The organism is Aerococcus sp. HMSC062A02, from assembly GCF_001809535.1.
In the GTDB taxonomy this organism is placed as follows: Bacteria; Bacillota; Bacilli; order Lactobacillales; family Aerococcaceae; genus Aerococcus.
Genome location: NZ_KV797910.1, coordinates 252,870 through 278,745 on the forward strand (window position 1 = coordinate 252,870; position 25,876 = coordinate 278,745).

Genomic DNA, 25,876 nt, shown 5'->3' on the forward strand with positions numbered 1-25,876 from the left:
TAAACCTCCTTTGATTCCTTATTAAATTATACAAAACGAGCAGATTGTTTATTAAAGCCTAACTCATTGGTTGCCCCAGTGATCGCTTGAATTTCAACAGTGATTTCACCGTTTTCTTTCAAGCTACCTTCTGCACCACCAGCGATAATGTCAACATATTCTGTCGTTCCAATGATGCGATCCATTGCAGGTAGGGTAATGACTTCGTTGGCATTCCCACCTGTAACAGCAGCGTTTGCTAGTGGATCCGCATCTGCTAAGGATTGAGAAGATCCATCGCGTCCGGCATACTCATCGGTTACGATAACAGTCTTAACACCAGCTTTTTCAAGCTTCGTACAGTTCATAATCAAGTCTGTATCAGGGTTCCCGAAACCTTCTTGAGATACGATAGCGCCATCTAAGCCCAAGAACTTCGCTAATTTAGCTGTGAAATCGCTAGAACGTTGCTTGTCAGCAAGGTAAACCGCTTCGTTGGTGATGATAACACCCATGAAGTTGATATCTTTACCGTGGCGAGCATACAAGTCTTTAATAATTGGATTATTTAAGTGGTGGTAAGTTGTATTCTTGTCACATGCAGATACACAGTTACCTGAAATAATCGCGCCGTCCATGATTTCAGTAGGGTAGAGAATGGTAGGGACAATATGCTTAGCGTCGGTACCATAAACGTAGGTATCATGGAGTAAACCTTGAGTTTGTAGCATATAAACGTAGCCAACTTTTGGTAGGTCAGGATATTCATTGGCCTGTTCAAAGATTGGTTTTGTTTCATAGACTTCAACATTATCAGCTTCAAGTTCCGTCCCTAATTGGCCTAAATAGTTCGCTACTTTTAAGCCAGCTAAACGCAGGGCTTCTTCATGGGCATGGGTTTCAATGCCTTCAACAGGTTGAGCCACTAAAACAATATTAATATTTTTAGAGAATGGTGTTAATTCTGCGCCAGGACCACTCATATCAACGATACCTTCTTGGAAACGAACCAGTTTCCCGGCTGTCATAACTTCACAGCCTTTAAGGGCAACTGTTTTACCTTCCCCTACAGTATCAACTCGGTTAATAACACCTGGGAAAACGCCAGCTTTAGAATCAACCTTAGCACGGGGTTCGATAACGTCCTTAACAGGAGTAATACGAACAGATTCACCTGGTTTGGCGATTTCAATTTCAACCGATTCGAAGCGGTCGTCTTCAAGCACTAAGTCTTTGACTTCTTGCTCATTAATAGATAGAACAGAATCTTCAATTTTGGATTCGTTAGTTAATACGACATCCTTAATTTGAATTTCTCCAAATTCTAATTTCATAAACTCACCTCTCAATTATGTTAAAAGTTACATAAAATGTGGCGGAATTTGCATCCGCTCAAGTGCATGTTGAATCAGATCAAAGTCAATTAAGCTAAAGTCTCTGAGTGTTGCTTCATTCCAGGCAGGTCTGTTTTCTTGTGCAGAAAATTTATCATATACTGAAATAGCATTTTCCATCATTTCAAGACTTTCTAGATCGATAGCTGCTTTCGCTTTATCAGTTAGGGCGATTGACTTATAAAAGGTTTCATTGGGTTTCAAACTGCTGCTTAGGGGATGAGTTAGTAAGGAAACCTTCTCGTCAACGACTACCTCCCTAGCTTTCTCCAAAACATCACGATATTCGCCATCGACAAAACGTAACCTTAATGAAGGAGCAGAGATCTTTTCTTTGACTTGTGGATTGTTTGTAATAATTTGCATATATACCTCTCAAAATTTAAATTTAGCCCTTCAAGAATTGAAAGGTAGAAAAAACGCTAACAAACTTGTTCACAAATCTGGTCAACGTGCACGACGCTTTAGATAACTATTTTCGTTCATGATTAAACCTCCATGAAAATTTTATAGGTGAGTTATAAAATTTCTTTAATAAATCGCGATTATGCGCAAACATAATCATTCACATAGTTATTGTAACACGAAATAAATATTATTCAATCGCTTTATCATATAAAAGCATTTAAATTGAAGATGAGATAATAAAGAAACCCCTTACTAAAAAAGGTTTTTGCCAGTTAAAAAAGTATCGAAAATTTATTAAAAGAATCACAAAAAGCAAAGTGATTCGTTTGAGTCTAAGGCAAAAAAGTGGTAAATTATACATGAGACAGGCTATTCACTCATAAATAGACTGTTAGCCTTAAGAAAAATTAATCAAGGAGTTGATGCAATGGTCGATCAAAAGAAATACGAAGAAGATAAATTAGAAACTTGTGGGGGCTGAGGCGCTAAGATAGGTGCGGGACACCTTTCAGAGATGCTAAGCCAGCTACCTAAAAACCATGATGACCAGCTTTTGGTAGGCTACGATTCTGCGGATGATGCAGCAGTTTATCGGATTAGCGATGATGTCGCTGCTATTCAGACCTTGGACTTCTTCCCACCTGTTGTTGATGACCCTTATTTATTCGGTCAAATTGCAGCTACAAATGCCTTGAGTGACGTTTATGCGATGGGTGGTCGCGTTGCCACAGCAATGAATATTGTCGGTTATCCACGCAACAAATCCTTCGCTGATTTAGAAAAGATTATGCAAGGTGGCGCTGAAAAAGTTCAAGAAGCTGGCGGGGTTCTCGCTGGGGGCCATTCGATCCATAATGATTCTGTTTTATATGGTTTATCCGTAATGGGTTTGGTTAGTCCTGAACGCATTTTACAAAATAACCAACCACAGGCGGGGGATGTTCTCTTCCTCACTAAAAAATTAGGGGTCGGTATTATTACCTCAGCCCACAATAAAGGGGAGTGTAGCCAAACTGCCTTTGATGAGGCAGTGGAATCTATGCGCACTCTAAATAGATACGCAGCAGAAGTGATGGAGGATTTCCCAATCTCGTCTTGTACCGATGTGACGGGCTTTGGTTTCCTAGGCCACCTTATGGAAATGGTGGAGGCTAACCTGACAGCCAAAATCGATGCTTCAGCCGTCCCTTATATTGAAGAAGCCCTTGAATGTGCTAAAAAAGGCATCCGGACGGGTGGTGCTGGACGCAATTTAAACCACTTCGGTAAGGATATTTTGATTAAAGCAGAGGATGCTTTATTGGCAGATATCTTGTATGATCCACAAACATCGGGCGGCCTATTAATTAGTTTGTCTCAGAATAAGGCTAAGGAATTTATGGCTAGCCTAGAAGCTGCTGGTGTTTCTGCTTGGCAAGTGGGGCATTTTGTGGAAAGAGATAGTCATGCCATCATTGTTGAGTAAGTACTTTATGAATAGGAAAGGAAGACTGTAAATGAGTGAAAAGTATATTGTCGTTGTATCAAGTAATGAAATGGGCCACGGCGATCCAGAACTGGGCAAAACTTTAATGAAAGCTTTTATCCATAACTTAACGGAACAAGAAAGCTTACCCGAAAAGATTTTATTCTATAACACTGGGGCTTTACTGGTTGAAAAAGGCGCTGATACGGTAGAAGATTTAGAACTTTTAGCTGACAAAGGCGTTTGGATTGGTACTTGTGGGACTTGTGTCAACTATTTTGAACTAGAAGACAAGGTAGCAATTGGTGAAATTTCCAATATGACCGAAATAGTTAAAAATATGTACTCTTATGACCGTCTCGTTCAACCTTAAGTCAGCTTATGACGATTTTTTTACTAACTTTTAAGGGCGCTCAAGCTGCTATGCAAGGTGAAAAGGAATTTAAAGAAGCGGGCTTTTCGGCCCGCTTAGTTCCTACTCCTGAATCGATTTCTGCAGCTTGTGGCTTAGCCCTACGCATTAAAAATACAAATTTCGAAGACATAAACCAGTTTTTCTCCCAGGAAAGAAGGAAAGGAACTGGTTTATATCTTATTGAAGGTGAAGGACGGTCCAAACAATACACAGCGCTAGATTGGAATTAGGGGGGGACGCTTTGGAAAAATTTGTCATGGGAACTGCTGGTCATATTGACCACGGGAAGACGACTTTAATTAAAGCCTTAACTGGTATCGAAACCGACACAACAGATGAAGAGAAAAAAAGGGGCCTATCGATTAACTTGGGCTTTGCCTATATGGACTTAGCCAATGGAGAACGTCTAGGGATTGTCGATGTACCCGGCCATGAACGCTTTATTAAGAACATGGTAGCTGGAGTATCTGGGATTGACTTTGCTCTCTTGGTCATTGATGTTAACGAAGGGATTATGCAACAGACCCGAGAACACATTGATATATTAACTTTGCTCGGTTTAGAAGATTTTATTATTGCCTTATCGAAGGTGGATGGTGTTGATCCCGACTTGCTTGAAATCGTTAAAGAAGATATCCATGAACAGTTTAAGGGCACGGTACTTGAAGATGCACCAATTGCTGAAACAGATGCGGTGACAGGTTATGGGGTTGAGGAATTGCGTACGCTGATTACTGAGAAGTGTGAACATCTGGAAAGCAACAACCTTGACCTGCCTGCCCGGATGAATGTGGACCGGGCCTTCTCTGTTAAAGGTTTTGGGACAGTGGTCACGGGGACTTTGATTGAGGGAAAAATCCATGTTGGGGACGAGCTGACGGTTTATCCTGGTGGACAAAAAACTAAGGTTCGTACTATTCAAATCCATGAAGAAGACCAAGAGGTGGCTCACGCGGGCAATCGGACGGCTTTAAATCTAACTAAATTAAGTTTAGACGAGATTTCAAGAGGCGATGTGCTTTCAGCTGGGCCACTGGAACTGTCATGGATGCTCGATGTGAAATTGAAGTGCTTAGAAGATTCGGACCAAATGATTGAACTCTGGGACCGTGTCCATTTGAATATCGGAACTCGAGAAGTGCTGGCGCGTATTGTGCCCCTAGGTGTGGGCGCTATCATGCCTGGTGAAGAAGCCTTTGTCCAATTGCGCTTAGAAGAGCAATTGGCCGTTAAAAAAGATGATCGCTTTATTATTCGTTCCTATTCACCCGTTTATACCATAGGGGGTGGCTTTGTCTTAGATCCAAGTCCTAAGAAGCACAAACGCTTTAACGATGAAGTCATTGAAAGCCTTAAGATTAAAGAAGAGGGCGATACAGCAGATATTCTAATGGATTTCATGAAACACCGAGCTCATGGCTTAAGCAGTGTTAAGGAAATGAGTGACTATCTCAATCTACCGATGACTTCCTGCCAAGAAATTGTCGATGACTTGTTAGAAGAGGGACAACTGCTAGGTTTTGGTCATTTCTATATGGCTGTTGATCGTTACCAGGACTTGGCTGATGAGATGTGTGAAAAATTGGCTCACTACCACGATAAAGAAAGTTTACGTCGAGGGATGCCGATTGAAGAATTTCGTTCGCAGTTTAAAAAGTTGCCGGCTAAAGAATTGGATACCATTACTAAGCAATTAGAATCTGATGGGAAGATTAAGCTCGAAGATGATATTATCCGCTTAGCTGATTTTGAAATTAAATTAACGGGTGAAGAAGAGAAGATCAAAGAAGAAATTCTTAAGGTGCTCAAGGAAAGCGCAATGGCGCCACCAGAAGTAGAAGAATTGACCCATGAAGATCCAGCTTATTATGATCTTTTAAATATGCTAGTCGGTGACCAGGTTTTCCAATTAGACCGCTATACTTACCTAGATATGGAGATCTACCAGCAAGCCGTCCAAAAAATCAAAGATCATATTAGCGCTAATGGAAGTATTTCCTTAGCAGAATGCCGGGACTTATTCCAAACCAGCCGGAAATATGCGTTAAAACTTCTAGAACATTTAGATAAAGAAGGTATTACCAAACGTCAAGGCGATGTCCGTATCTTGAAATAAAAAGGAGGCTATATGAAATCTAAATTATCCGATCTACCTGCAATGAATCACTTGCTCAGTCTCGATCAAGTTGATGACTGGCAAGAAAGCTATCCCCACTATCTGATAAAGAGATGTTTGGAAGAAAGTTTGGATGACATTCGCACAAAAATCCTAGCCGGAGAAGATTTAGTCATTAGTGAAGCTGATATCCTCAAGCGCGGGGAAAAACGTTTAGAAGCTATTTATGAATCTAGCTTGAAGCGTACGGTTAATGCAACTGGTACCGTAATCCATACTAATCTCGGACGCTCTCTCTTGGCTGATGAAGCAGTGGATGAAGTGGTTAAGGCAGCACAAAGCTATAGCAACCTTGAATATGATCTAGAAGAGGGCCACCGAGGCAGCCGTTACCAACATATCCGTCAAATTATTGTCGAATTGACAGGGGCAGAAGATGCCCTTTTAGTCAACAATAACGCAGCAGCCGTCCTATTAATGCTAACCGCTTTAACGCAAGGCAAAGAAGTCCTGATTTCACGGGGCGAGCTCGTAGAGATTGGAGGTGCCTTCCGTATCCCGGATGTCATCCGCAGCTGTGGGGCCTACTTAGCTGAAGTTGGTGCGACCAATAAGACCCACATTGCAGACTATGCGGAGGGAATTACAGAGGATACGGGGGCTATTTTGAGAGTCCATACCTCTAATTATCGTTTGATCGGTTTCACGGAAGCCGTCTCAGATGAGGACCTAGTTGCTTTAGCCAAGAAAAATGACCTGCCTATCTTTAATGATTTAGGGAGTGGTTTATTAGTCGATATGCAAGAATTTGGCTTACCCTATGAACCTACTGTTTCGGAGATGATTGAAGCGGGCTATGACTTGGTGAGCTTTAGCGGGGACAAATTATTGGGCGGAGCCCAGGCAGGGATTATTGCCGGCAAAAAGACTTATATTGATCGATTAAAGAAACATCCCCTCTTGAGAGCCTTACGAACAGACAAAATGTCTATTGCTGCGCTTGAAGCAAGTTTGCGCCTTTATTTAGACAAAGATCGCGCCTTAACGGAAATTCCAACCCTAGCTATGATTAGAGCTTCACAAGAAGAGCTGTGGTCCAAGGCAGAGCAGTTAAAGAATGAGATTGATCAGTTGGAAGTCGGCTTTGATGTCAAAGTGATTGCTGGAAAATCCCAGGTTGGGGGTGGGGCCTTCCCTGGTGTCTATCTTGACACAGCTTTGGTTAGTCTCCAACATGCTGATTATTCCGGTACGGAACTTGAAAGACAACTGCGGCTCAGCCCTGACCATATTATTGCGCGTTTGAATGATGGCTTGCTTTCTTTTGATGTCAGAACTCTTCAAGAAGGAGAAAACGCTTTGATTACAGCTTGTTTAAAAGATCTCTTTTCTAAAAGTTAAGCCCTTTCTTTAAGGTCAATAAAACAATTTACCCAAGTTTTATGGATGAAAAAGTTGACATTTTCAAATAGGACGTTATAATAAGATTGTAAGATAATTTAATGGTTCACATAGTTAATGACTATTTGGAGTGATTAATTATTGGAACCAAGTTTTAAAGGAGGAATTGATATGGCTATTGATTGGAACGGCAAAAAAGTTCTTATCATTGGTGACCGTGACGGTATTCCTGGCGAAGCTATGGAAGAATGTTTAGCGGATACACCAGCAGAAGTTATTTTTTCATCTACGGAGTGCTTTGTCTGAACGGCTGCGGGAGCAATGGATTTGGAAAATCAACGCAGAGTTAAAGAAGCAGCTGAAAAACATGGCCCTGAAAACCTTATCGTGTTAATTGGTGGTGCGGAAGCAGAATCTGCTGGTCTAGCAGCTGAAACCGTAACCAACGGTGACCCGACTTATGCAGGCCCATTGACAGGAGTACAATTAGGTCTGGCATTCTGCCATGCAGTAGAACCAGAGTTCAAAGAATCCGTAAATGAAGATGTTTACGATGATCAAATCGGAATGATGGAAATGGTATTGGATGTCGACGCTATTTGTGAAGAGATGACATCAATTCGCGATCAGTTCTCTAAATACTAAGATTATCACTACAATTTTAAAGTATTTTTTTAAAATGGGTGACCGGCGTGAATCTGTCACACCGGTGCCCATTTTTTATTTCTTAGCTTATCCAGTAAGAGAGCATATCATTTCTTTAATTGTGAAAAACGTAACATAAGGCGTAAGGAAAAAATTTTTGGCGCATTTTGAATGCGCTTACTAGAAATCGACTTAAAAGATAGGAGAATGACAATGAATTATGCAAGTTTAAAAGCAGCGGGTTATGTGTTAGTACATACTCCTGATATGATTATGGCAAATGGTTCCACCCAAACAACCGAACGTTTGGTTAATCCTGATAGCGAATATTTGAAGAAAGCTCCAGAACATATCCGCTCCTATGAAGAAGTGGTTAACTATGCGCCCAACCAAGTTTATATCGGGAACATGACTCCAGATGAGTTATCTGAACTTGAATTTCCTTGGTATGACAAGCCCGTAGAAGGTAAGCGCCACGGCCGCTTTGGGGAAATTTTACCTGAAAAGGAATTCTACGGCTTATTAGAAATTGCCGATGTTTTTGAATTAGTCTTCTTAGAAGAATCTTTTGCTGAAGAAGTAAAAGCAGCGCTTAAGGACAATGAATTGTTCAAAGAAGATGCTGACAGCATTAAACAAGTAGATACAATTGAGAATATTGAAAAACATATTGACGAATTTGAAGCTGAGCCTCTTTACTATGAAGATAAACTAGTTGGCTGTGTTCACCGAGCACATGAATACGATGTGAACTTAAATGCTCATACCATGCTTGAAAACCTAGTCGTTAAGGCGTCAGGTATCTTATCATTGCGCCACTTACTTGCTGATTCAGATATTAATCCAGAAGATGTTGACTATGTTATTGAGTGCTCTGAAGAAGCCTGCGGTGATATTAACCAACGCGGTGGGGGGAACTTTGCCAAGTCAATCGCTGAAAAATGTGGCTGTGCTAATGCTTCTGGTTCAGACGTCCGCGGCTTCTGTGCAGCGCCAACCCACGCCTTAGTTTCAGCGGCATCAATGGTAGCAGCAGGTACCCATAAAAACGTGGTTGTTGTGGCTGGGGGATCTACTGCGAAATTAGGGATGAATGGTAAGTCTCACGTCGAAAAAGACATGCCGATCCTAGAAGATGTAGTTGGTGGATTCGCAGTTTTTGTAGGGGAAAATGATGGCAAGTCACCAATTCTACATACTGACTTAATCGGTAAACACACGGTTTCAAGCGGTTCGAGTCCTCAAAAAGTAATGACAGCTTTAGTAGGGGATGCCTTAGACCATGCAGGCCTTTCTGTTAATGATATCGATGTTTATTCTTCTGAAATGCAAAATCCTGATATCACTGTTCCAGCAGGGGCAGGTAATGTGCCAGAAGCTAACGTGAAAATGATCGGTGCTTTAGGGGTTATGCGTAAAGAACTCGAACGCTCTGAACTTCCAAACTTCTTAAAAGAAAAAGGAATTCCGGGTTGGGCACCAACTCAGGGTCACATTCCTTCAGGTGTGCCATACTTAGGCTTTGCTATTGAAGATTTAACTAGCGGTGACAAGAACCGTGCTATGATCATCGGTAAAGGCTCCCTTTTCTTAGGCCGTATGACCAACCTCTTCGACGGTCTATCTGTTATTGTTGAGCGGAATAGTGGAGAAGTCGAAGAAGCTAAGAATACGGACTTCAAAGAAGCTGTGAAATCCGAACTTGCTAATGCTTTACGTGACTTTGCAGCAAACCTTTCGGAAGAGTAGGAGGTGTGACAATGTCAGAACAAGTAAAATCAACGATTAAAGAAGTCTTTGAAGAATTAGCTGATGCTCTAGAAAGCGGTCAAATGGGGCCAAAATTTAAAATTGGTTTGACCATTAATGGTTCAGAACATGGCGACCAAGTCATGAAAGAAGCGGCTGAGGCTGCTAAAAAAGACAACTTATTCGACCTCGTTTTGATTGGTTCAGCTTACGACTGGACCGACCAATATGAACTCTATCAAGCGGATGACGAGCAGAGTGTTTCAGATAAGGTAGAAGAACTCTTAGCTGATGGGACCATCCAAGGCTGTGTGACCTTGCACCATGCTTTTCCTATTGGGGTATCCACAGTAGGACGTGTTCAAGCGCCTGCTAATGGCAAGGATGTTTTCATTGCGACGACAACGGGTACAACAGCTACAAACCGTGAAGAGGCCATGGTTCTGAATGCTATTAATGGGATTACAGCAGCTAAAGCTTGTGGCTATGACAAGCCAACACTTGGTATTCTGAACGTTGATGGAGCTAATAAGGTTGAACGTTCCTTGAAAGAGCTCCAATCTAAGGGCTATGAATTCACATTTGGTGAATCTAAACGTGCTGATGGGGGCGCTATCCTGCGAGGAAACGACCTCCTACAAGCAGCGGTTGATGTTGTTGTCACCGATACCTTAACGGGTAACTTGTTGATGAAAATGTTCTCGGCCTTTAACACTGGTGGGAGTTATGAAGCAACTGGTTATGGCTATGGTCCTAGTATCGGAGAGGGCTATGAATTCAATATTTGTATCGTATCTCGCGCATCCGGAGCTAATGTCATTAAGAACGCTCTGACCTATGCTTATGAAGTGGCTAAAGGTGACCTGATTGCGATTAGCGAACAGGAATATGCAGCAGCTAAAAAAGCAGGTCTTGATCAAATCCGTGATGACCTACAAGTTAAGTCTAGTCCAGCAGCTGAAGAAGAAGTTTCAGCTCCAGAAAAAGAAATTGTTTCAGTATCCATTGCTGGGATCGATGTCTTAGATCTTGAAGAAGCCGTACAAGCTTGCTGGAAAGCTGGAATCTATGCTGAAAGTGGTATGGGCTGTACAGGTCCAGTAGTTATGGTTAACGAAGCCAAAGAAGATCAAGCAAAAGAAGCAATTAAAGAAGCTGGCTTTATTTAACCGGGAAGTACACCTTGAATAAATATAAGTAATTGATAAGGGCCTCAGTAGTGGGGCTCTTTTCAGTTTTAAAATTAATTAAAAAAGCGATTCCATAATAGAATCGCTAGTTGATTTTTCGCAAAGGTCGGGCCTATTTAAAAATAGCAAGCTTATCGAGCCTTTTGACTAAGATGAGAACTAGGAAAGCTTTAATCGAGTCGCCAAGATAGAAAACGAGTGTACTGGCAGCGGCAGTTAGATAGGGCATATTGCCGAAGTGACTCATTCCAATCGCACCGACGAGATTAGTGAGCAAGACGCCAGGGATCCAAATAGCCAAGTATTGGACAAAGAGGGGACGATCCTGACTAAGAAGTTGACGGTCCCGGGCAAGGCCGATAAGGAAGGCTGTCATGAGATAAGCGAAGAGATAGGTAGAAGATGGTCCATAGAAAGCTTGAAGACCACCATTGCCACCAGTTAAAACTGGAAAACCAATGGCTGCTAGGATCAGAAAACCTGCCACCACTGCACTGCCTTTTTTCGCCCCGAGTAGGGATCCGGAGAGCATGATTCCTAAGTTCTGCAGGACAATCGGTACTGGTAAAAAACCAAGAGGGATAGGGGGGAAGAGCCCTAAAACAATGATAATAGCAATCATAATGGCAATGCTTGTCAGGTCTTTACTTCTTTTGTTATTCATTCATTGACACCTCATGTTTATTGATGTTTAAAGTATAATTAAAAGAACAACAAATGTCAACTTAAAATATATATAGGTTGACATTTGTTTTAGTATATTTTGTTTAAATGAGAATGTATCGATTTGTGCCATCATGGTTGCAAGTTATCAACTAAATATGTTATACTTAGTTTGCACGTAACCATAGCATGTGAAGAAATTAAAGCGCAAACTTTCTTAAGGCCTCAGTCTATGGTTGCGTGTATTTTATTATGTATACAAAAAAGAGGAGACTGTATTAGCCTCCTCTTTTTACATTTAATATAAATATGATATACAAAGCCTATTGTTTACAAAGTTATAGCAAATTAATCTTGAAAGCCTTGCGCTACGTGAGTTGGTGATAAAAAAGTTATAGCAAATGTATAGTTTTCGGGGTGTTTTACTAGGGTTTAATAGGGTCTATTAGATTGCACAAAATGCTGGATGCAGGATTCGAACCTGTGACCCCCGCATTACGAATGCGATGCTCTACCAACTGAGCTAATCCAGCGAAACGATATTCCTATTATAGACCTTTTACGGGACTTTGTAAAATGTTTTTTTAAATTTAGAGTAAGATAGTTGAATGAGGCCTGGTTGACTCAAAAATACAAAGAGCTGCAAATAAATTTTTATTAGATTCTTGTATTTGAGCAAATGACAGATTCCTAAAGATTTATGGCAAGTCAATTAATGGTATAATGAAAGTAAATCTTTTTGCGATAGGGAGAGACTATATGACAAGTGAACATTTATCGAAACGTCTAGCTAAGGTTGCGGACTATGTTCCTCAGGGAGCACGATTGGCTGATATTGGTTCAGACCATGCCTACCTTGCTAGCTATTTAGTGGCAGCTGGCCGTGTAGAGGCTGCAGTTTGTGGGGAGGTTGCCGAGGGGCCTTACCAGTCGAGTTTGGCTACCGTTCAGGCGCGTGGCTTAGCCGATTGTATCCAAGTTCGCCTAGCCGATGGTTTAGCTGCTATTCAAGCAAGCGATCGGATAAGCTGCATTGTCATTGCAGGGATGGGCGGTTCATTGATTGTGGACATACTGGCAGCTGGCCAGGCCCAAGGGAAATTAGACCAAGGTCCGCGTTTGGTTCTCCAGCCCAATGTGGGAGAGGCGGAATTGCGGCGCTGGTTGGAAACCAACCACTATCAGATTACGACAGAGTATATTTTAGAAGAAAATCAAAAAATTTATGAAATTATTGTGGCTGATTATAGCGAAAGTGTTCCTTCTTTAAGTGAAGAGGCCCTCGTTTTTGGTCCCTTTACCAAGGCTTCTAATCCAGAAGTTTTCCATAAAAAACTCTACCGCCGACTGAAGCATGCGAAAGGTATTAACCAATCCTTAAGGCAATCGACAAACCAGGAGAAGCAGGCGAGTTTTAAACACTACCAAGAATTAATTGAAGAGCAGATCCGCATAATGGAGGAGGAGATTAAAGATGACTAAAGTAACTGTTAGAGATATCGTTCAAAAGTTTCAAAGTTTTGCCCCTGAGTCCCTAGCTTTGGGGAAAGATCCAGTGGGCTTGCATTTTGGTTTTTTGGACCAGGCAATTCACAAAGTACTTTTGACACTGGATGTGCGTCCAGAAGTGGTTGAGGAGGCAATTGCAAAGGATTGCGATATGATTCTCGCCCACCATCCGCCCATCTTTAAGGCGCCTAAACGGCTAACTGAAGATGATCCCCAGCAAGCCATGTATGCTGAGTTGGTTCGGCACGGTATTGCGGTTTATGCAGCCCATACCAACCTCGATGCGGCCTGGGGAGGTATGAACGACTGGCTGGCAGAGGCTTACGATATTGTAGATACCGAGGTCTTATACGGCTACCAGGAAGATAAAAATTACCGTATCAAGGTTTACCTGCCCCAAGAAAACTTAGCGGACTACCAGGCAGCTATCTTTGCGGCTGGCTACGGCCAGGTTGGCAACTATGACCAGGTTTCCTTTACTTCTAAGGGGCAGGGGCATTTCCGGCCCTTGGACCAGGCTCAACCTTATATTGGTTCAGCTCAGGAAGAAACCTCTGTTGATGAAGTTGTCTTCTCTTTCCTGGTTAGCCAATCTGAGCTGTCAGCTGCTTTAGACCTAGCTCGCCAACTCCATCCTTATGAAGAAGCAGTGATTGATCTGCTTCCTTTAGCTAATAAGGGACAGGCTCTAGGCATCGGCCGGGTTGGTCGATTGAAGACTCCTATGCCCTTTAGAGATTATGTAGACTTAGTGAAGGAGCGGACAGGAGTCGATGCCTTGCGGGCTGTGGTCTGGAATTGGGACCAAGAAGTGGAACGGGTGGCGGTGCTTGGTGGCTCTGGGGCTGATGAGTATCCCTATGCCATAGCCAAGGGTGCGGATGTTTATATTACCGCAGATGTTTCCTACCATACGGGGCATGATATGATAGCCAACCGCTTGAATGTGATTGATCCTGGCCACCATATGGAGTCTATCTGCAAGGATAAGTTGGCTCAAGTCCTAGCGGCTTGGATCGAAGAAGAAGATTGGTCCCTAGCTTATGCTAGCAGCCAATTAAATACGGATCCTTTTACTTTTGTTTACTAAGGAGGAAGTCAAATGACTGAAGAAATCTCTTACCAAAATATTATCGATCGTTTTGTTCGTTATGCCAAGATTAATACTCGTTCAGATGAAAGTTGTGAGGATCAAATCCCTTCTACGGAAAGACAGGTCGTTTTTCTCAAAGACTTAGCGGAAGAGTTGAAGGAGCTCGGCCTATCAGATGTGGCATATCATAGCGATGATAGCTATGTGACGGCCTTGCTGCCAAGCAATGATCCTGACCATGCTTACCCTGTGATTGCCTTCTTTGCCCATGTGGATACAGCTGACTTCAACGCTGAGAACATCCAACCACAAGTGGTGAAAGATTATGATGGGGGCGTCATTCCCCTAGGCAACAGCTCTTATAGCCTGGACCCAGCAGTTTTTCCTAGCTTAAAGAACTACCTTGGTGAGACCTTGATCACTACCGATGGGACCACTCTTTTGGGGGCTGATGACAAGGCAGGACTTGTGGAAATTATTGAAGCAGCCCTCTATTTGATGGCGCATCCAGAAATTAAGCACGGCGATATTAAATTAGCCTTTGGACCCGACGAAGAGATCGGCATGGGAGCTACACGCTTCAATGTGGAACGTTTGGCTGCCGACTTCGCCTATACCATGGATGGGGGACCGCTTGGCGAATTACAATATGAAACCTTTAATGGGGCTAGCGCTCAATTGCACTTCTTTGGTAAAAATGTCCATCCTGGAACAGCCAAGGACCAGATGATTAATGCCCTACAAGTTGCTATGGACTTCCACGCGGCTCTACCTGAAGGGGCTCGCCCAGAAAAAACAGAAGGTCGGGAAGGCTTTTACCATCTCTTATCCTTGTCGGGAACGGTCGAAGAAGCTGAGGCCGCCTATATCATCCGCGACCATGATCGTGAGGCTTTTGAAGCTAAGAAAGATAAAATCTTGGCCCTAGAAAAAGATTTCAACAATCGTTTTGACCAAGAAGTCGTTAAGGTCGACCTGGCCGACCAATATTATAATATGGGCAGCATCCTGGCTGAAGATATGCGGCCTGTCCATCTCGCAGAGAAGGCCTTTGAGGCTGTGGGAATCGAAGCGGATATTGAAGCGGTTCGTGGGGGAACAGATGGCTCTATCCTGACTTATCGCGGCCTGCCTACGCCAAATATTTTTGCTGGCGGAGAGAATATGCATGGGCGCTATGAATATGTGTCGGTGCAAACCATGGAGAAAGCCATTCAAGTGATCTTAGCCATTGTTTCTTTAGCTAAAGACTATGACCAATTAAGTAAGGAGGTTTAGCATGACCTTGCATTTCCTGCGTATGACCGATACTTATTCTGATAAGTCGGCGGTCTATGCGGATATTGTGGCTGACTTAAGGAACCATCCCGACCGTCAAATCTTCTACCTGGTGCCTGACCATATGAAGTTCGATATGGAAGTCCAGGTCCTGGAAGCTATCCAAGGTCTGGCTAAGGGGGAAGAAGTAAGCGATGGGGCGAGTGGGATGATGCGGCTCCAGGTGATGAGCTTCGAACGTCTAGCCTGGCTTTTGCTCAAGGCAGACTGGCCCCATGACAAGCAAGCCCTGTCCTCTGTGGGGACCATGATGCTCTTGCGGAAGGTTCTCCATGATTTATTCGATGAGCTTAAACTTTACCGGGGCGAATTCAATAAAATTGGTTTTCTATCCGAACTGGCTGATCTTTTCCATGAATTGGAAATGGGGAATATCGATCCCGATTCTTTAGATGAAATCTTAGCCCAGGAAGATCCCCAGGTCTCCTCATTAAAAGCTCGCCAAGTGGATAAGCTAAAGGAATTAGCTATGATTTACCGCGCCTATGAGGCTGAGCAGGGGCGCTTTACTTTGGCTAGCCATGCCGTTTACCAAGCTCTCGATGAATATATCCGGTCAGAAGACATGAGCCAGGTGAGGGTGGTTATTGATGGCTTTTACCGCTTTACAGCGCGGCAGTTGCAGGTTATTGAGGCCTTCCTCCTTAAGGTCCCCAAGCTCGAAGTCATTCTGACAGCGGACCGGGCCTACCGCCAGTCGGGGCCAGCTTGGGATGATCTTTTTACCATTACAGGAGAGGCTTACCATCAAGTTTACGCTTTAGCCAAGAGCCATGATATTCCCGTGGCAGATGACCAGTTTGCGGGCCCCAATACAGCTTATGCGCCAGCTTTTGCTGGGCTGGATGAATACCTGCGTCAACGTAACCGTCAGGGGCAGCCCAATGAGCCTAAGGGAACAGCTGACTTAGCGAATCATCTAGAGATCTGGAAGTGTGAGTCGCCTTATGTAGAGAGCGAGCAAGTAGCCAATAAGATTTACCAATTGGTGGCTAGTGGCCGATACCGCTACAAAGATATCCAAATTCTGACGCGCGATGTGGACAAGTATCGTTATCAAATCCTGCCCTATTTAGAACAGAATGAAATCCCTTATTTTATTGACAATGCCGAAAGTATGCAGCGGCATCCCTTGTCACGTTTCTTGGATAGCTTGTATCGAATTTGGCGCTATAATTGGCGCTATCAGGATGTCTTTAACCTCTTGCGCAGTGAGCTCTTAATGCCGCTTGCTTACTTGGAGGCTGAGGACCGACAAAACGGCCAAAAGGCTTTTCGCCGGGTGGTAGATCAGACTGAGAATGTGGTTCTCAAGAATGGCTATGAGGGGCGGCGCTTCTGGCAGTCCGACTATGAGTGGTCCTACTTAGAGCTGGATGACCAGGGGCAAAAGATTGCCCGAGAGGCTGATCAAGTGATTGAAGAAGAGGCTAATCGCTTGAAAAATTTCCTCTTTAACAGTCTGGATCCGCTTTTTAAGACTTGGGAATCTTCCTTACCAACAAAGGAGGCTCTAACGACTTTCTACCGCACTTTGGAAAAATTGGGAATCCCTCAACAAGTTCTAAATTGGCGTGATGATCTGATTGATGCGGGGGATTTGGAACTGGCCCGCCATCATGAGCAAGCCTGGCAAGAGTTTGTCCAGATTTTGGATGAATATGTCTTACTTTTTGCTGAGGAAGACTTTTCGGTGGAGCTCTTCTTCGACCTCATCCAGGTAGCTTTCCGCGAAGCGAAGTACAGTATTGTGCCGCCTAGCCTAGATAGTGTGAGCATCTCAGGCTTGGATAGCCAGCGTTCAAGTGCTAAGCCGGTAACTTTTGTCCTGGGACTAACTCGGCAAAGTCTGCCCCGCCAATATGAGAACCACAGCCTCTTCAGTGATGAAGACCGCGATATGATTAGCCAGGGCTTGACGGACCTGCAATCACTAGCTGCCTCGACCCGACAAAAGACGCTGAATGAAGCTTTCATTGCTTACAAGACTTTTTTATCGGCCTATAACAAGCTCTACATCAGCTATCCCTATAATGAATTAGGGGAGAAGACTTCGAATATTTCGCCTTTCTTAGACCAAGTGCGCCAAGCTTATGGCTTAGAAGAGAAGCTCCATAGTTCGCAAAACTTAGTGCTCCAGGCCCATGAAGAGGTTCACCTGGGCAATTGGCGCAGCCAAGTTCACCACCTGGCCAGCAAGCTCTCCCTGGCTAAGATGCGCCGTGAGCAACTGCCGGCTAGCTACGCCTCCCTCTACCAACAAGTTAAGGCCCTCCGCCAGACCCATCCAGAGATTAAGAAGGTCTTAGCGGGTCTTGATTATAGTAACCAGGTCAAAAACTTGCCTGCCGACTTAGCCCAAGCCCTCTATGGTCAACCCTTGTTTACTTCTGTTTCGCAGTTGGAACTTTTTAATAAGGATCCCTTCTCTTATTACCTGGTCTACGGTTTACGACTAAGGGAAAGGGAGCGGATGCAGCTCGATCCCATTCAGACCGGGAACTACTACCATGGCCTCCTCCAGGCTTTCTTTGACCGTGTGCTAAAGGACCGGATCGCGATAGAAGATTTAAGTGCCGACCGAGTTTATAGCTTGTTGAAAGATTTGGTGGCCCAAGCTCTCGAAGATGAGGCCAATACCATTTTTACAACCAGTGCGCGTTTTAGCTGGATGAACCACTCTCTCAACCGGACGCTCTACCAAGTGATCCAACAAATCATTCGCCAACAGCGGGTAACTAAGCCGCGGATTCGGGCGAATGAATTATCTTTTGGTTTAGCGGGTAATTCCCAGAACAACCTGCCGGCTTATGAGCTTAGCCTAACTGAGGGACAGTCAGTCTTCTTGCGGGGCCGAATCGACCGCTTAGATACTTGGCAGTATGAAGGGATCGACTACCTGCAAGTGGTGGACTATAAATCGTCTAAGCAGTCTTACCAATTCCGGCATATCTATGAAGGCCTCTCCCTTCAACTCTTTGCCTATGCCCAAGTAGCTTTAAGGGCTGACCAAGGAGGAGAGGGGGCAGAAGTTTTTGGCACCTTCCACCAGCTTGTGTCTGACCAAGTCCGTCCCATCAAAAAAGAAGCCGATTTTCAAGGAACGGCCTTAGAAACCATGCCTAAAAATTATCAATTAACGGGCTATTATTTGGCTGATCTGGACCTGCTTCAAGCGATCGATCCGACAACCGATGAAAAAGAGAGCTCACTCAGCTATCCTTATAAATGGAATAAAAATTTTGTCCTAAAGAAAGATGCTTACGGCTTAAACCGCCAGGAATGGACCTGGCTCTTAGACTTTGTTGATGACAAGATCCGTCAGACCGCTCAAGCTATCCTAGAAGGCGAGATTGCACTGGCTCCCTTGCGCCAGGATAAGGAAAGTCTCTATATTCCGTCCCTCCAGTACCCACTGAATGCGATTGCCTGTTTTGATCCAGTTGATGGGGGCAACCGCTACCGGGATTGGGGCTTGACGGCTAATGACCGCCAGACCTTCTTCCAAGAAATCCAGCAAGCACTTGAAGAGAAAGGAGCTTTAGATGATGAAAGATCCTAAGCGTCTGACTGAGCTGCCCTTGCAGAGCGAAGGGGATCGGCAGACGCCTGAACAATGGCAGGCTACCTACCAGGAGGGGGATAATCTACTGGTCGCAGCCTCTGCCGGGTCAGGGAAGACCCGGGTTTTAGTGGAACGCATCCTCCAAAAATTAAAACGTGGCTATCAGCTGCTCGACTTCCTCGTGGTAACCTTTACAGAATTAGCAGCCAGTGAGATGAAGGACCGGATTGAAGCAGAACTCAAGATGGCTATTAACCAAGCCACGGATGAAGACCTGCGCCGCCACTTAACCGTACAAATAGGCCAGGTCAGTCAGGCTCATATTTCTACTATCGATGCTTTCTGCCGGCAAGTTATCCAGCGCTTCTATTATTTAATCGAGATGGATCCTAACTACCGCCTGGTGACGGATGTGACGGAGAATTTTTTGATTAAAGATGAAGTTTGGCAGCGGCTGAAGGAGGAGCGCTTAGCGAGCAATGATGAGGCTTATCTCTTAGTTGCCGAGAATTTCAGTGATGGCCGGCGCGATGAGGGCATTGACCAGTTGATCTTTGACCTCTATGACAAGGCCCGGTCCCATGCTGATCCTAAGGCTTGGCTAGAGTCATTGCTGGCTTATTACCATACGGCTGACTCCTATGACCAATCGCCTCTCTTCCAGGAAGCTGTGAAACCCGAGATCCACCGGCAATTAGCTGACATCAAGGCGCGTTTGATCCGTATTGATAATGACTTGCCCCGCTACTTAGCGCCTGGTTTTGAGAAAATGTCGGAAGCTGGTCTGCAATTACAAATTAAACAGGTGTCTGGCCTAGTCGAGGGCTTAGACCAGATGACCTACCAAGACTTATTTGAAAGCTTCCAATCTCGTCCTTGGCCTAGTTTGCCGCGTCGAAGCAAGAAAGACTTCGAAGATGATGATGAGATCTATGCTTTGAGCGCAAACTACAAGGAACGAATTGACCAGGTTAAAGCGGATTATGAGAAATTGCAGGCCGACTGGTTGGCTTTTTCCGACCAGAGTCAAAAATGGATGCTCGACCAGTCCGGAAACTTGGCCCAAGCTTTAGTTGAAACTGTCATTGCCTTCATCGATGCCATGGCAGCCTACCGTGACCAGGAAAATGTCTTAGACTTTGCGGAAATCGAACTGCGCGCTTATGCGATTTTGACTTCTGATGGCGGTGAGAATGAGGCACGCGCATACTACCAAGAACGCTTTTCTGAAATTATGGTCGATGAGTACCAGGATGTGAACGAACTCCAGGATGCGATCTTGACCACTATGTCCCGCCAAGGCTATGACAATAATATGTTCATGGTGGGCGATGTCAAGCAGAGCATCTACCGCTTCCGTTTCGCTGAACCCGGGCTCTTTGTCGGGAAGTATAAGGCTTATGCGGAGGGGAAAGGGGGGCAGCGGATCGATCTGTTGAAGAATTTCCGTAGCCGCCATGATGTTCTGCACTTAACAAATTATGTCTTTAGGCAGTTGATGGCGGATGATATTGGCCAGGTCCTTTATGATGACCAGGCTCAACTGATTACGGGCTATACAGCTTATCCAGACCAGGCCCAGATGATTCCTGAATTATTAATTTTTGATAGTCAAGACCTGGACCAGGTCGAAGATGACTTAGAGGATAGTGATGCTGGCCAGGCAGAATTGATCGCCCAACGCATCCAAACTATGATCGAATCGGGCTTTCCCATCTATGACAAGGCCTCAGGGGAAGAGCGTCCCATCCGCTATGATGATATCGTCATCCTCAGCCCAACGCGCAAGCACCACTTACAGGTAGAGGAAGTCTTTAAGCGCTATCAAATCCCTCTGGCCCTGGATAAGTTGACCAATTACTTTAAGCGGACAGAGATTATGATTATGGTCAACCTGCTTAAGATTATTGACAATCCCTACCAAGATATTCCCTTAGTTTCTGTTCTCCGTTCGGCTATTGTAGGCTTGGATGAAGTCGACCTGGCTAAGATTCGCCTCGTTGATAAGTCCGTCCATTACTATGAGGCTCTTTTAGCTTATATGGAGACCGCCGACCGCCGGACAAGCTTGTTTAAGAAGGTCCAGCATTTTATGGCATCCTTGGAGACTTGGCGGCAATACTCCCGCCAGCAAGCGATCGCTGCTTTGATTTGGCGGATCTACCAGGATACGGCCTTCTTGTCTTATGTGGCTGCCATGCCCAATGGTATCCAGCGACAGAGTAACCTGCACGGCTTTTACAAGCAAGCCGAACAATTTGAAGCCAAGCAATTTAGGGGGCTCTTCCAATTTATCCGCTTTATTGAGATGATCTATGAGCGGGATAATGACTTGGAAAGTCCTCAATTGGTCGATCCAGACCAGAATGTTGTCCAATTGATGACCGTCCATGCCAGTAAGGGTCTGGAATTTCCAGTCGTCTTCTACTTGAACTTGTCCAAGGGCTTTAACCGCCAGGATTTTCAAGCTAATGTCATTGTCAATGATAAAGTGGGCCTTGGCCTCAAGGTTAATGACCGCCAAGAGCAAATCTCTTACACCAGTGCCTTGCATAAAATGGCTGGCCTAGAAGCTAAAGAAGAGAGCCTGGCAGAAGAAATGCGGAAATTGTATGTGGCCTTTACCCGGGCTGAACAAAAATTAATCTTAGTGGCCAGTGTGGATGATGGGGAGAAGGCCTTGGCGAGCTGGACCCATCCGGCAGTGGGTGAAGAACGCCTGGCCAAGAGCTATCGCTTAGGAGCCAGGAGCCTTTTGGATTGGATCGGTCCGGCTATTGTCCGTCATCCGGATGTACAGAAGGATTTTAGGGGAAGTATAGAGGGTGCCGAGTCATTAGAGCCAAAAGATCCTTTCCATATCAAGTTAGCTTTTGTGAATGGTGAAGATTTAGTGAGAGACCGCGACCACTTTCTCCATGGGGGGCGTGAAAGAGAGAGGAATTCAGATGAACAGGCTAGGGCTGACCAGGTCTTATTAGTTCCTGAGGCAGACTACCGCTACCCCTATCATCTGGCCACGCAAACTGCTAGCTACCAATCGGTGAGTGAGCTCAAACGTCTCTTGCAGGAACCACTCGACCATGAATTAGCAGTATGGGAAGATGGCCAAGTCCGTCCTCGAAAGCCTGCCCGCCGTTATGTGAATCCGGACTGGGAGCGGCCTCATTTTATCCAAACGGAAGAGCAGGCTGACCCCCGTGCGATTGGATCAGCGGCCCACTTGCTTATGCAGTGGCTACCCCTCGACCAGTCGCCCAGTGCCCAGGCTTTTGAAGCCCTCTTTGACCGCTTGGTAGACCAAGGGGCCCTAGAAGCTTCCCTTGAGGCAGAGCTTGACTTTGACCGCTTGGCCGCTTTCTATGAAACGGATACCGGTCGCTGGCTGCTCAGCAAAAAAGACCAGCTATACCGTGAAAAGAGCTTCTCACTCCTGATGCCAGCTAAGGAAATCTTCTACGACCTGGAAGCTTCGGACAAGCTGCTCATCCACGGGACCATCGATGGCTTCGTCGTTTTAGAAGATTCACTGGTACTCTATGATTTCAAGACGGACCGTTTGGCCTATCTTTCTATGGACCAGCAAGCAGAACGCTTTGCGGAACGCTATCAGGTGCAAATGGATATCTATGCAAGAGCCCTAGAGAATATCTACCAGAAGCCTGTCCAAGACAAGTGGATCATTGCTTTAGAAAATTTAAAGACATTTTCTTTAAAATAGACTTGTCTTCATGAAAGATTATGTGCTATAATATTCTTGTTGTTATTTATAGCACATGCGGGTGTAGTTTAGTGGTAAAACAGTAGCTTCCCAAGCTATCGTCGCGAGTTCGATTCTCGTCACCCGCTTAATAAGACCCATTCAAGTGAGGAAGTTTTCCTCACTTTTTTTCATAAGAGGAGGCTTTTGATGAAATATTATGCGGTGCGTAAGGGCCGGAAACCTGGTATTTATCGGTCTTGGGCAGAGTGCCAGGACCAAGTTTCTGGCTATCCGAATGCTGAATTCAAATCCTTTAAAGACAAGGCTGAGGCCGAGGCTTTCTTGGGGAAGGCTTCAAGTTCTCAGCCCCGTAGAGCTGAGATGGAAGCCTATGTCGATGGCTCTTACCAGCCAAAGACCAAGACTTATGGTTACGGTGGTGTGATCCTCTACCAGGGCCAGGAATTGACCTATAAGGGCGGAGGCAAAAAAGCAGAGCTCCTTAAGATGCGGAATGTCTCAGGGGAAATGATTGCTGCTATGAAGGCAGTCGTCTATGCCCTCGACCAAGGAGTGAATCACTTAGCTCTCTACTATGACTACGCTGGAATTGAGAAGTGGGCGACTGGGGACTGGCAAGCTAAGAATGCTTATACCCAAGCCTATCGTGACTTTATGCAAGAGAAGGGCAAGCAGGTTCAGATTCACTTCCATAAAGTTGCTGCCCACACTGGTAACCGCTATAATGAATGGGCAGACCAGCTGGCTAAAGCGGGTAGCCAGAAGGTCCAAGAAGATTGAAAGGAGCCTTAAGATGTGGATTGCTTGCTTAATTATTGTCTTGAGCCTAGTCCTTGACCAAGTCGTTAAGGGGTGGACCGTGAGTCACTTGGCCCTACTCGAGAGCCAGCCTCTCATTCCTCAAGTGTTATCGCTCCAGTACATCCAAAATCGCGGAGCAGCTTGGGGCATGTTGGAAGGGCAGATGGGCTTCTTCTTTGTCATCACCCTTGTGGTCGTGGCTGTCCTAGCCTATACCCTTTATAAAGAGAGAAATCAGGCCCTTTTGTTGCGTCTAGCTCTCAGTCTAATGATCGGTGGGGCGCTAGGTAACTTTATTGACCGCATGAGACTCGGTTATGTGGTGGATATGTTCCGTTTAGACATTATTGATTTTCCTATTTTCAATGTGGCGGATATTTGTTTGACCCTAGGCGTCTTTTTGTGCTTAATTTACTTATTATTTTTTGAGGGGGATGACCATGCTAAGCATTCATGATAAGTGGACGGTGGACCAAGACCAGGGGCGCTTAGACCGCTACCTGGCTGAAATTTACCCCCAACATAGCCGCAGTGAAATTAAGACTTGGATTCAAGAGGCTGCAGTCAAGGTGAACCAAGGAGTCGTTAAGGCTTCCTATAAGGTTGAAGCTGGGGATGTCATTAGTGTGGACCTAGACCAGGAAGACCAGGTACTCCATATAGAAGCAGAAGCCATCGATTTGGACATTATTTATGAAGATGATGCCTTCTTGGTGGTCAATAAGACCCAGGGGCAGGTTGTCCATCCTTCGCCTGGCCATGAAGGGGGCACCCTGGTCAATGCCTTGGTCTACCATTGCGACCACTTATCGGACTGCGGGGAAAGTTTCCGCCCCGGAATTGTCCACCGTATTGATAAGGACACGAGTGGGCTCTTAGTGGTCGCTAAGACCAACCAGGCCCACCAAGCACTGACCCAGCAAATTCAAGATAAGACACTGAAACGGGAGTACCTGGCCCTCGTTTACGGGCAAATCTTTGAACAATCTGGAACAATTGACGCTGGGATCCGCCGCCATCCCGTTCATCGCACCCGCTTTGAAGTTTCAGAAGAGGGGCGGCCGGCCCGGACCCATTTCCAGCTCTTACACCAGTATGGTGGATATAGTCTCCTGTCCTTAGTTTTGGAAACAGGACGCACCCATCAAATCCGCGTTCATTTAGACTTTATTGGTCATCCGGTCGTAGACGACCCCTTATATGCCAAGGGCCACCAGCAAGATTTTTTCGATGATAAAGGCCAGCTCCTCCACGCCCACCGTTTGACTCTCAAGCATCCTGTGACGGGGGAAGAAATGTGCTTTGAAGCGGATTTGCCCGACCACTTCCAAAATATTTTAGGAGCTATTTAAGCACTAAATTCATTTTACAAGCGCCGGGATCTTTAGTAGAATGATTGAGTATAAGCTTTGCAGAGAGGAGAGAAGCCAGATGACAACAGGAATTTGGATTTTAATTGTAATTTTAGCCTTAGTTGCTGGGATTGCTATCGGCATTTATATTGCACGTCGTACGATGGACAGCTATTTTGAGAAGAATTCACCTATCTCAGAAGATATGATCCGTCAAATGATGGCATCCATGGGACAAAAGCCTTCTGAAAAACGAGTGCGCCAAATTATGAATTCAATGAAAACAAGCCATAAAAAATAAACATAGTCCGCTTGCCAGCTTTTGTCTCTGCCCTCTATAAGGGCTTCCTAGCTGACAAGTGGGTGTTTTTTAATTAAAGGGGGCCGGTCGCTGATGTACCGTTTTTTTGTGATTTTGATTCGTTGGCTGTTGCGTGTGGTGAACGGTAAGCCGCACTATGAATTCCATCCCGACTATTCGGCCGATGAAACCTATGTTGTGGTGAGCCCACACCGTTCCTTACTGGATCCACCGGTGATTGCGGCCGCCTTGTATCCAGATACGGTTTTCTTTTTAGCAAAAAAGGAACTCTTTGATATTCCGGTCTTTGGTTGGTTGATCCGCAAGGCGGGCATGATTCCGATCGACCGGTCCAAACCAGGTCGGGCTGCGATGAAAGAATGCTTAAAAGAATTGAAGGCAGGCCACAATATTGGGATCTTTCCCACCGGCTCCCGTTATTCTGCAAAAATCAAGCCCGGGGCCTCCATGCTGGCTGGCATGAGTAAGAAACGACTCTTGCCGGTCGTTTACCAGGGCCCTTTAGAAGTCAAGGGGCTCTTTAGCCGGAAAGCAGAAAATCGGGTGAAGGTTCGGGTCGGCGCCCCTATCGACTTGCCAGATAAGAAACGTTTAAAGGATGAAGATCTAGAGGCCTTAGATAAGGCCATTGCGACAGCTTTTGAAGTTACAGGCGCCGCCCTTGATCCGACCTATCACTATGACATCGAGGGGGCCCAGGCCAAGCATAAGCAGAAGAATAAATAAAAGTAAGAGGCTGGGACTTAG

At 45.0% G+C, this 25,876-nt stretch carries 21 protein-coding genes and 2 tRNA genes; 19 read left to right on the top strand and 4 right to left on the bottom strand.

Translation table 11 applies throughout. The annotated features are described in order from the left end of the window. Positions 1-26: 26 nt before the first annotated feature. Both HMPREF2626_RS02095 and HMPREF2626_RS02100 read right to left on the bottom strand, forming a co-directional pair. Positions 27-1,313, bottom strand: a complete 1,287-nt coding sequence (locus tag HMPREF2626_RS02095) for a glycine/sarcosine/betaine reductase component B subunit (RefSeq protein ID WP_070616997.1) — start codon at positions 1,311-1,313, stop codon at positions 27-29. A 27-nt stretch (positions 1,314-1,340) separates the two neighbouring features. Then, positions 1,341-1,739: a GrdX family protein gene (locus tag HMPREF2626_RS02100; protein ID WP_070616998.1), complete on the bottom strand. Its 399-nt coding sequence runs from the start codon at positions 1,737-1,739 to the stop codon at positions 1,341-1,343. Between the two features lie 532 nt (positions 1,740-2,271). Here HMPREF2626_RS02100 and selD point away from each other — a divergent pair. From selD to grdD, 8 genes are all read left to right on the top strand, one after another. Continuing rightward, the gene (gene selD, locus HMPREF2626_RS02105) at positions 2,272-3,246 is read left to right on the top strand and encodes a selenide, water dikinase SelD (protein WP_256374731.1); all 975 of its coding nucleotides are present in this window, start codon (positions 2,272-2,274) and stop codon (positions 3,244-3,246) included. 31 nt (positions 3,247-3,277) lie between these two features. Further along, a complete protein-coding gene (gene yedF, locus HMPREF2626_RS02110) occupies positions 3,278-3,619 on the top strand; it encodes a sulfurtransferase-like selenium metabolism protein YedF (RefSeq protein WP_070617000.1) in 342 nt (113 codons plus the stop codon). Positions 3,620-3,627: 8 nt separating this feature from the next. Further along, complete coding sequence (locus HMPREF2626_RS02115; RefSeq protein ID WP_070617001.1) at positions 3,628-3,891, top strand: putative Se/S carrier protein; 264 nt, start codon at positions 3,628-3,630, stop codon at positions 3,889-3,891. An 11-nt stretch (positions 3,892-3,902) separates the two neighbouring features. After that, the gene (gene selB / locus HMPREF2626_RS02120) at positions 3,903-5,777 is read left to right on the top strand and encodes a selenocysteine-specific translation elongation factor (protein WP_070617002.1); all 1,875 of its coding nucleotides are present in this window, start codon (positions 3,903-3,905) and stop codon (positions 5,775-5,777) included. A gap of 12 nt (positions 5,778-5,789) precedes the next feature. After that, positions 5,790-7,178: an L-seryl-tRNA(Sec) selenium transferase gene (gene selA / locus HMPREF2626_RS02125; protein WP_070617003.1), complete on the top strand. Its 1,389-nt coding sequence runs from the start codon at positions 5,790-5,792 to the stop codon at positions 7,176-7,178. Between the two features lie 171 nt (positions 7,179-7,349). Next, positions 7,350-7,823: a glycine/sarcosine/betaine reductase complex selenoprotein A gene (gene grdA, locus HMPREF2626_RS02135; protein ID WP_083294294.1), complete on the top strand. Its 474-nt coding sequence runs from the start codon at positions 7,350-7,352 to the stop codon at positions 7,821-7,823. Between the two features lie 213 nt (positions 7,824-8,036). Next, on the top strand, positions 8,037-9,572 hold the full coding sequence (grdC, locus tag HMPREF2626_RS02140; RefSeq protein ID WP_070617005.1) for a glycine/sarcosine/betaine reductase complex component C subunit beta: 1,536 nt from the start codon (positions 8,037-8,039) through the stop codon (positions 9,570-9,572). 11 nt (positions 9,573-9,583) lie between these two features. Next, positions 9,584-10,741 carry a glycine/sarcosine/betaine reductase complex component C subunit alpha gene (grdD, locus tag HMPREF2626_RS02145; protein WP_070617006.1) on the top strand — a complete coding sequence of 386 codons (1,158 nt, stop codon included), beginning with the start codon at positions 9,584-9,586 and terminating at the stop codon, positions 10,739-10,741. A 133-nt stretch (positions 10,742-10,874) separates the two neighbouring features. Here the strand turns inward: grdD and HMPREF2626_RS02150 are convergent, their stop codons facing one another. Further along, entirely contained in the window at positions 10,875-11,426 is a 552-nt protein-coding gene (locus tag HMPREF2626_RS02150; RefSeq protein ID WP_070617007.1) for a biotin transporter BioY, read from the bottom strand. A 459-nt stretch (positions 11,427-11,885) separates the two neighbouring features. Beyond that, positions 11,886-11,958, bottom strand: a tRNA-Thr gene (locus HMPREF2626_RS02155). A 226-nt stretch (positions 11,959-12,184) separates the two neighbouring features. Between HMPREF2626_RS02155 and HMPREF2626_RS02160 the strand changes: the two genes are divergently transcribed. From HMPREF2626_RS02160 to HMPREF2626_RS02210, 11 genes are all read left to right on the top strand, one after another. Then, complete coding sequence (locus tag HMPREF2626_RS02160; RefSeq protein WP_070617008.1) at positions 12,185-12,907, top strand: tRNA (adenine(22)-N(1))-methyltransferase; 723 nt, start codon at positions 12,185-12,187, stop codon at positions 12,905-12,907. After that, positions 12,900-14,024 carry a Nif3-like dinuclear metal center hexameric protein gene (locus tag HMPREF2626_RS02165; protein ID WP_070617009.1) on the top strand — a complete coding sequence of 375 codons (1,125 nt, stop codon included), beginning with the start codon at positions 12,900-12,902 and terminating at the stop codon, positions 14,022-14,024. The genes HMPREF2626_RS02160 and HMPREF2626_RS02165 overlap by 8 nt, the downstream gene beginning before the upstream one ends. Positions 14,025-14,048: 24 nt before the next feature. Further along, entirely contained in the window at positions 14,049-15,305 is a 1,257-nt protein-coding gene (gene pepT / locus HMPREF2626_RS02170) for a peptidase T (protein WP_070617129.1), read from the top strand. 1 nt (position 15,306) lies between these two features. After that, positions 15,307-18,927 (top strand): PD-(D/E)XK nuclease family protein, encoded by a 3,621-nt coding sequence (locus HMPREF2626_RS02175; protein WP_070617010.1) that lies wholly within the window; start codon positions 15,307-15,309, stop codon positions 18,925-18,927. Further along, positions 18,914-22,651 carry a helicase-exonuclease AddAB subunit AddA gene (gene addA, locus HMPREF2626_RS02180; RefSeq protein WP_168166225.1) on the top strand — a complete coding sequence of 1,246 codons (3,738 nt, stop codon included), beginning with the start codon at positions 18,914-18,916 and terminating at the stop codon, positions 22,649-22,651. The genes HMPREF2626_RS02175 and addA overlap by 14 nt, the downstream gene beginning before the upstream one ends. Positions 22,652-22,708: 57 nt before the next feature. Next, positions 22,709-22,779 (top strand) — tRNA-Gly (locus HMPREF2626_RS02185). Between the two features lie 61 nt (positions 22,780-22,840). Continuing rightward, positions 22,841-23,434: a ribonuclease H1 domain-containing protein gene (locus HMPREF2626_RS02190; RefSeq protein WP_070617011.1), complete on the top strand. Its 594-nt coding sequence runs from the start codon at positions 22,841-22,843 to the stop codon at positions 23,432-23,434. 13 nt (positions 23,435-23,447) lie between these two features. Then, positions 23,448-23,912 carry a signal peptidase II gene (lspA, locus tag HMPREF2626_RS02195; protein WP_070617012.1) on the top strand — a complete coding sequence of 155 codons (465 nt, stop codon included), beginning with the start codon at positions 23,448-23,450 and terminating at the stop codon, positions 23,910-23,912. Next, entirely contained in the window at positions 23,896-24,807 is a 912-nt protein-coding gene (locus HMPREF2626_RS02200) for an RluA family pseudouridine synthase (RefSeq protein WP_336619998.1), read from the top strand. Before lspA ends, HMPREF2626_RS02200 begins: the two co-directional genes overlap by 17 nt. A 79-nt stretch (positions 24,808-24,886) precedes the next feature. Next, positions 24,887-25,108 (top strand): YneF family protein, encoded by a 222-nt coding sequence (locus tag HMPREF2626_RS02205; protein ID WP_067976039.1) that lies wholly within the window; start codon positions 24,887-24,889, stop codon positions 25,106-25,108. 93 nt (positions 25,109-25,201) lie between these two features. Next, the gene (locus HMPREF2626_RS02210) at positions 25,202-25,855 is read left to right on the top strand and encodes a lysophospholipid acyltransferase family protein (RefSeq protein ID WP_070617014.1); all 654 of its coding nucleotides are present in this window, start codon (positions 25,202-25,204) and stop codon (positions 25,853-25,855) included. Positions 25,856-25,876 lie beyond the last annotated feature (21 nt).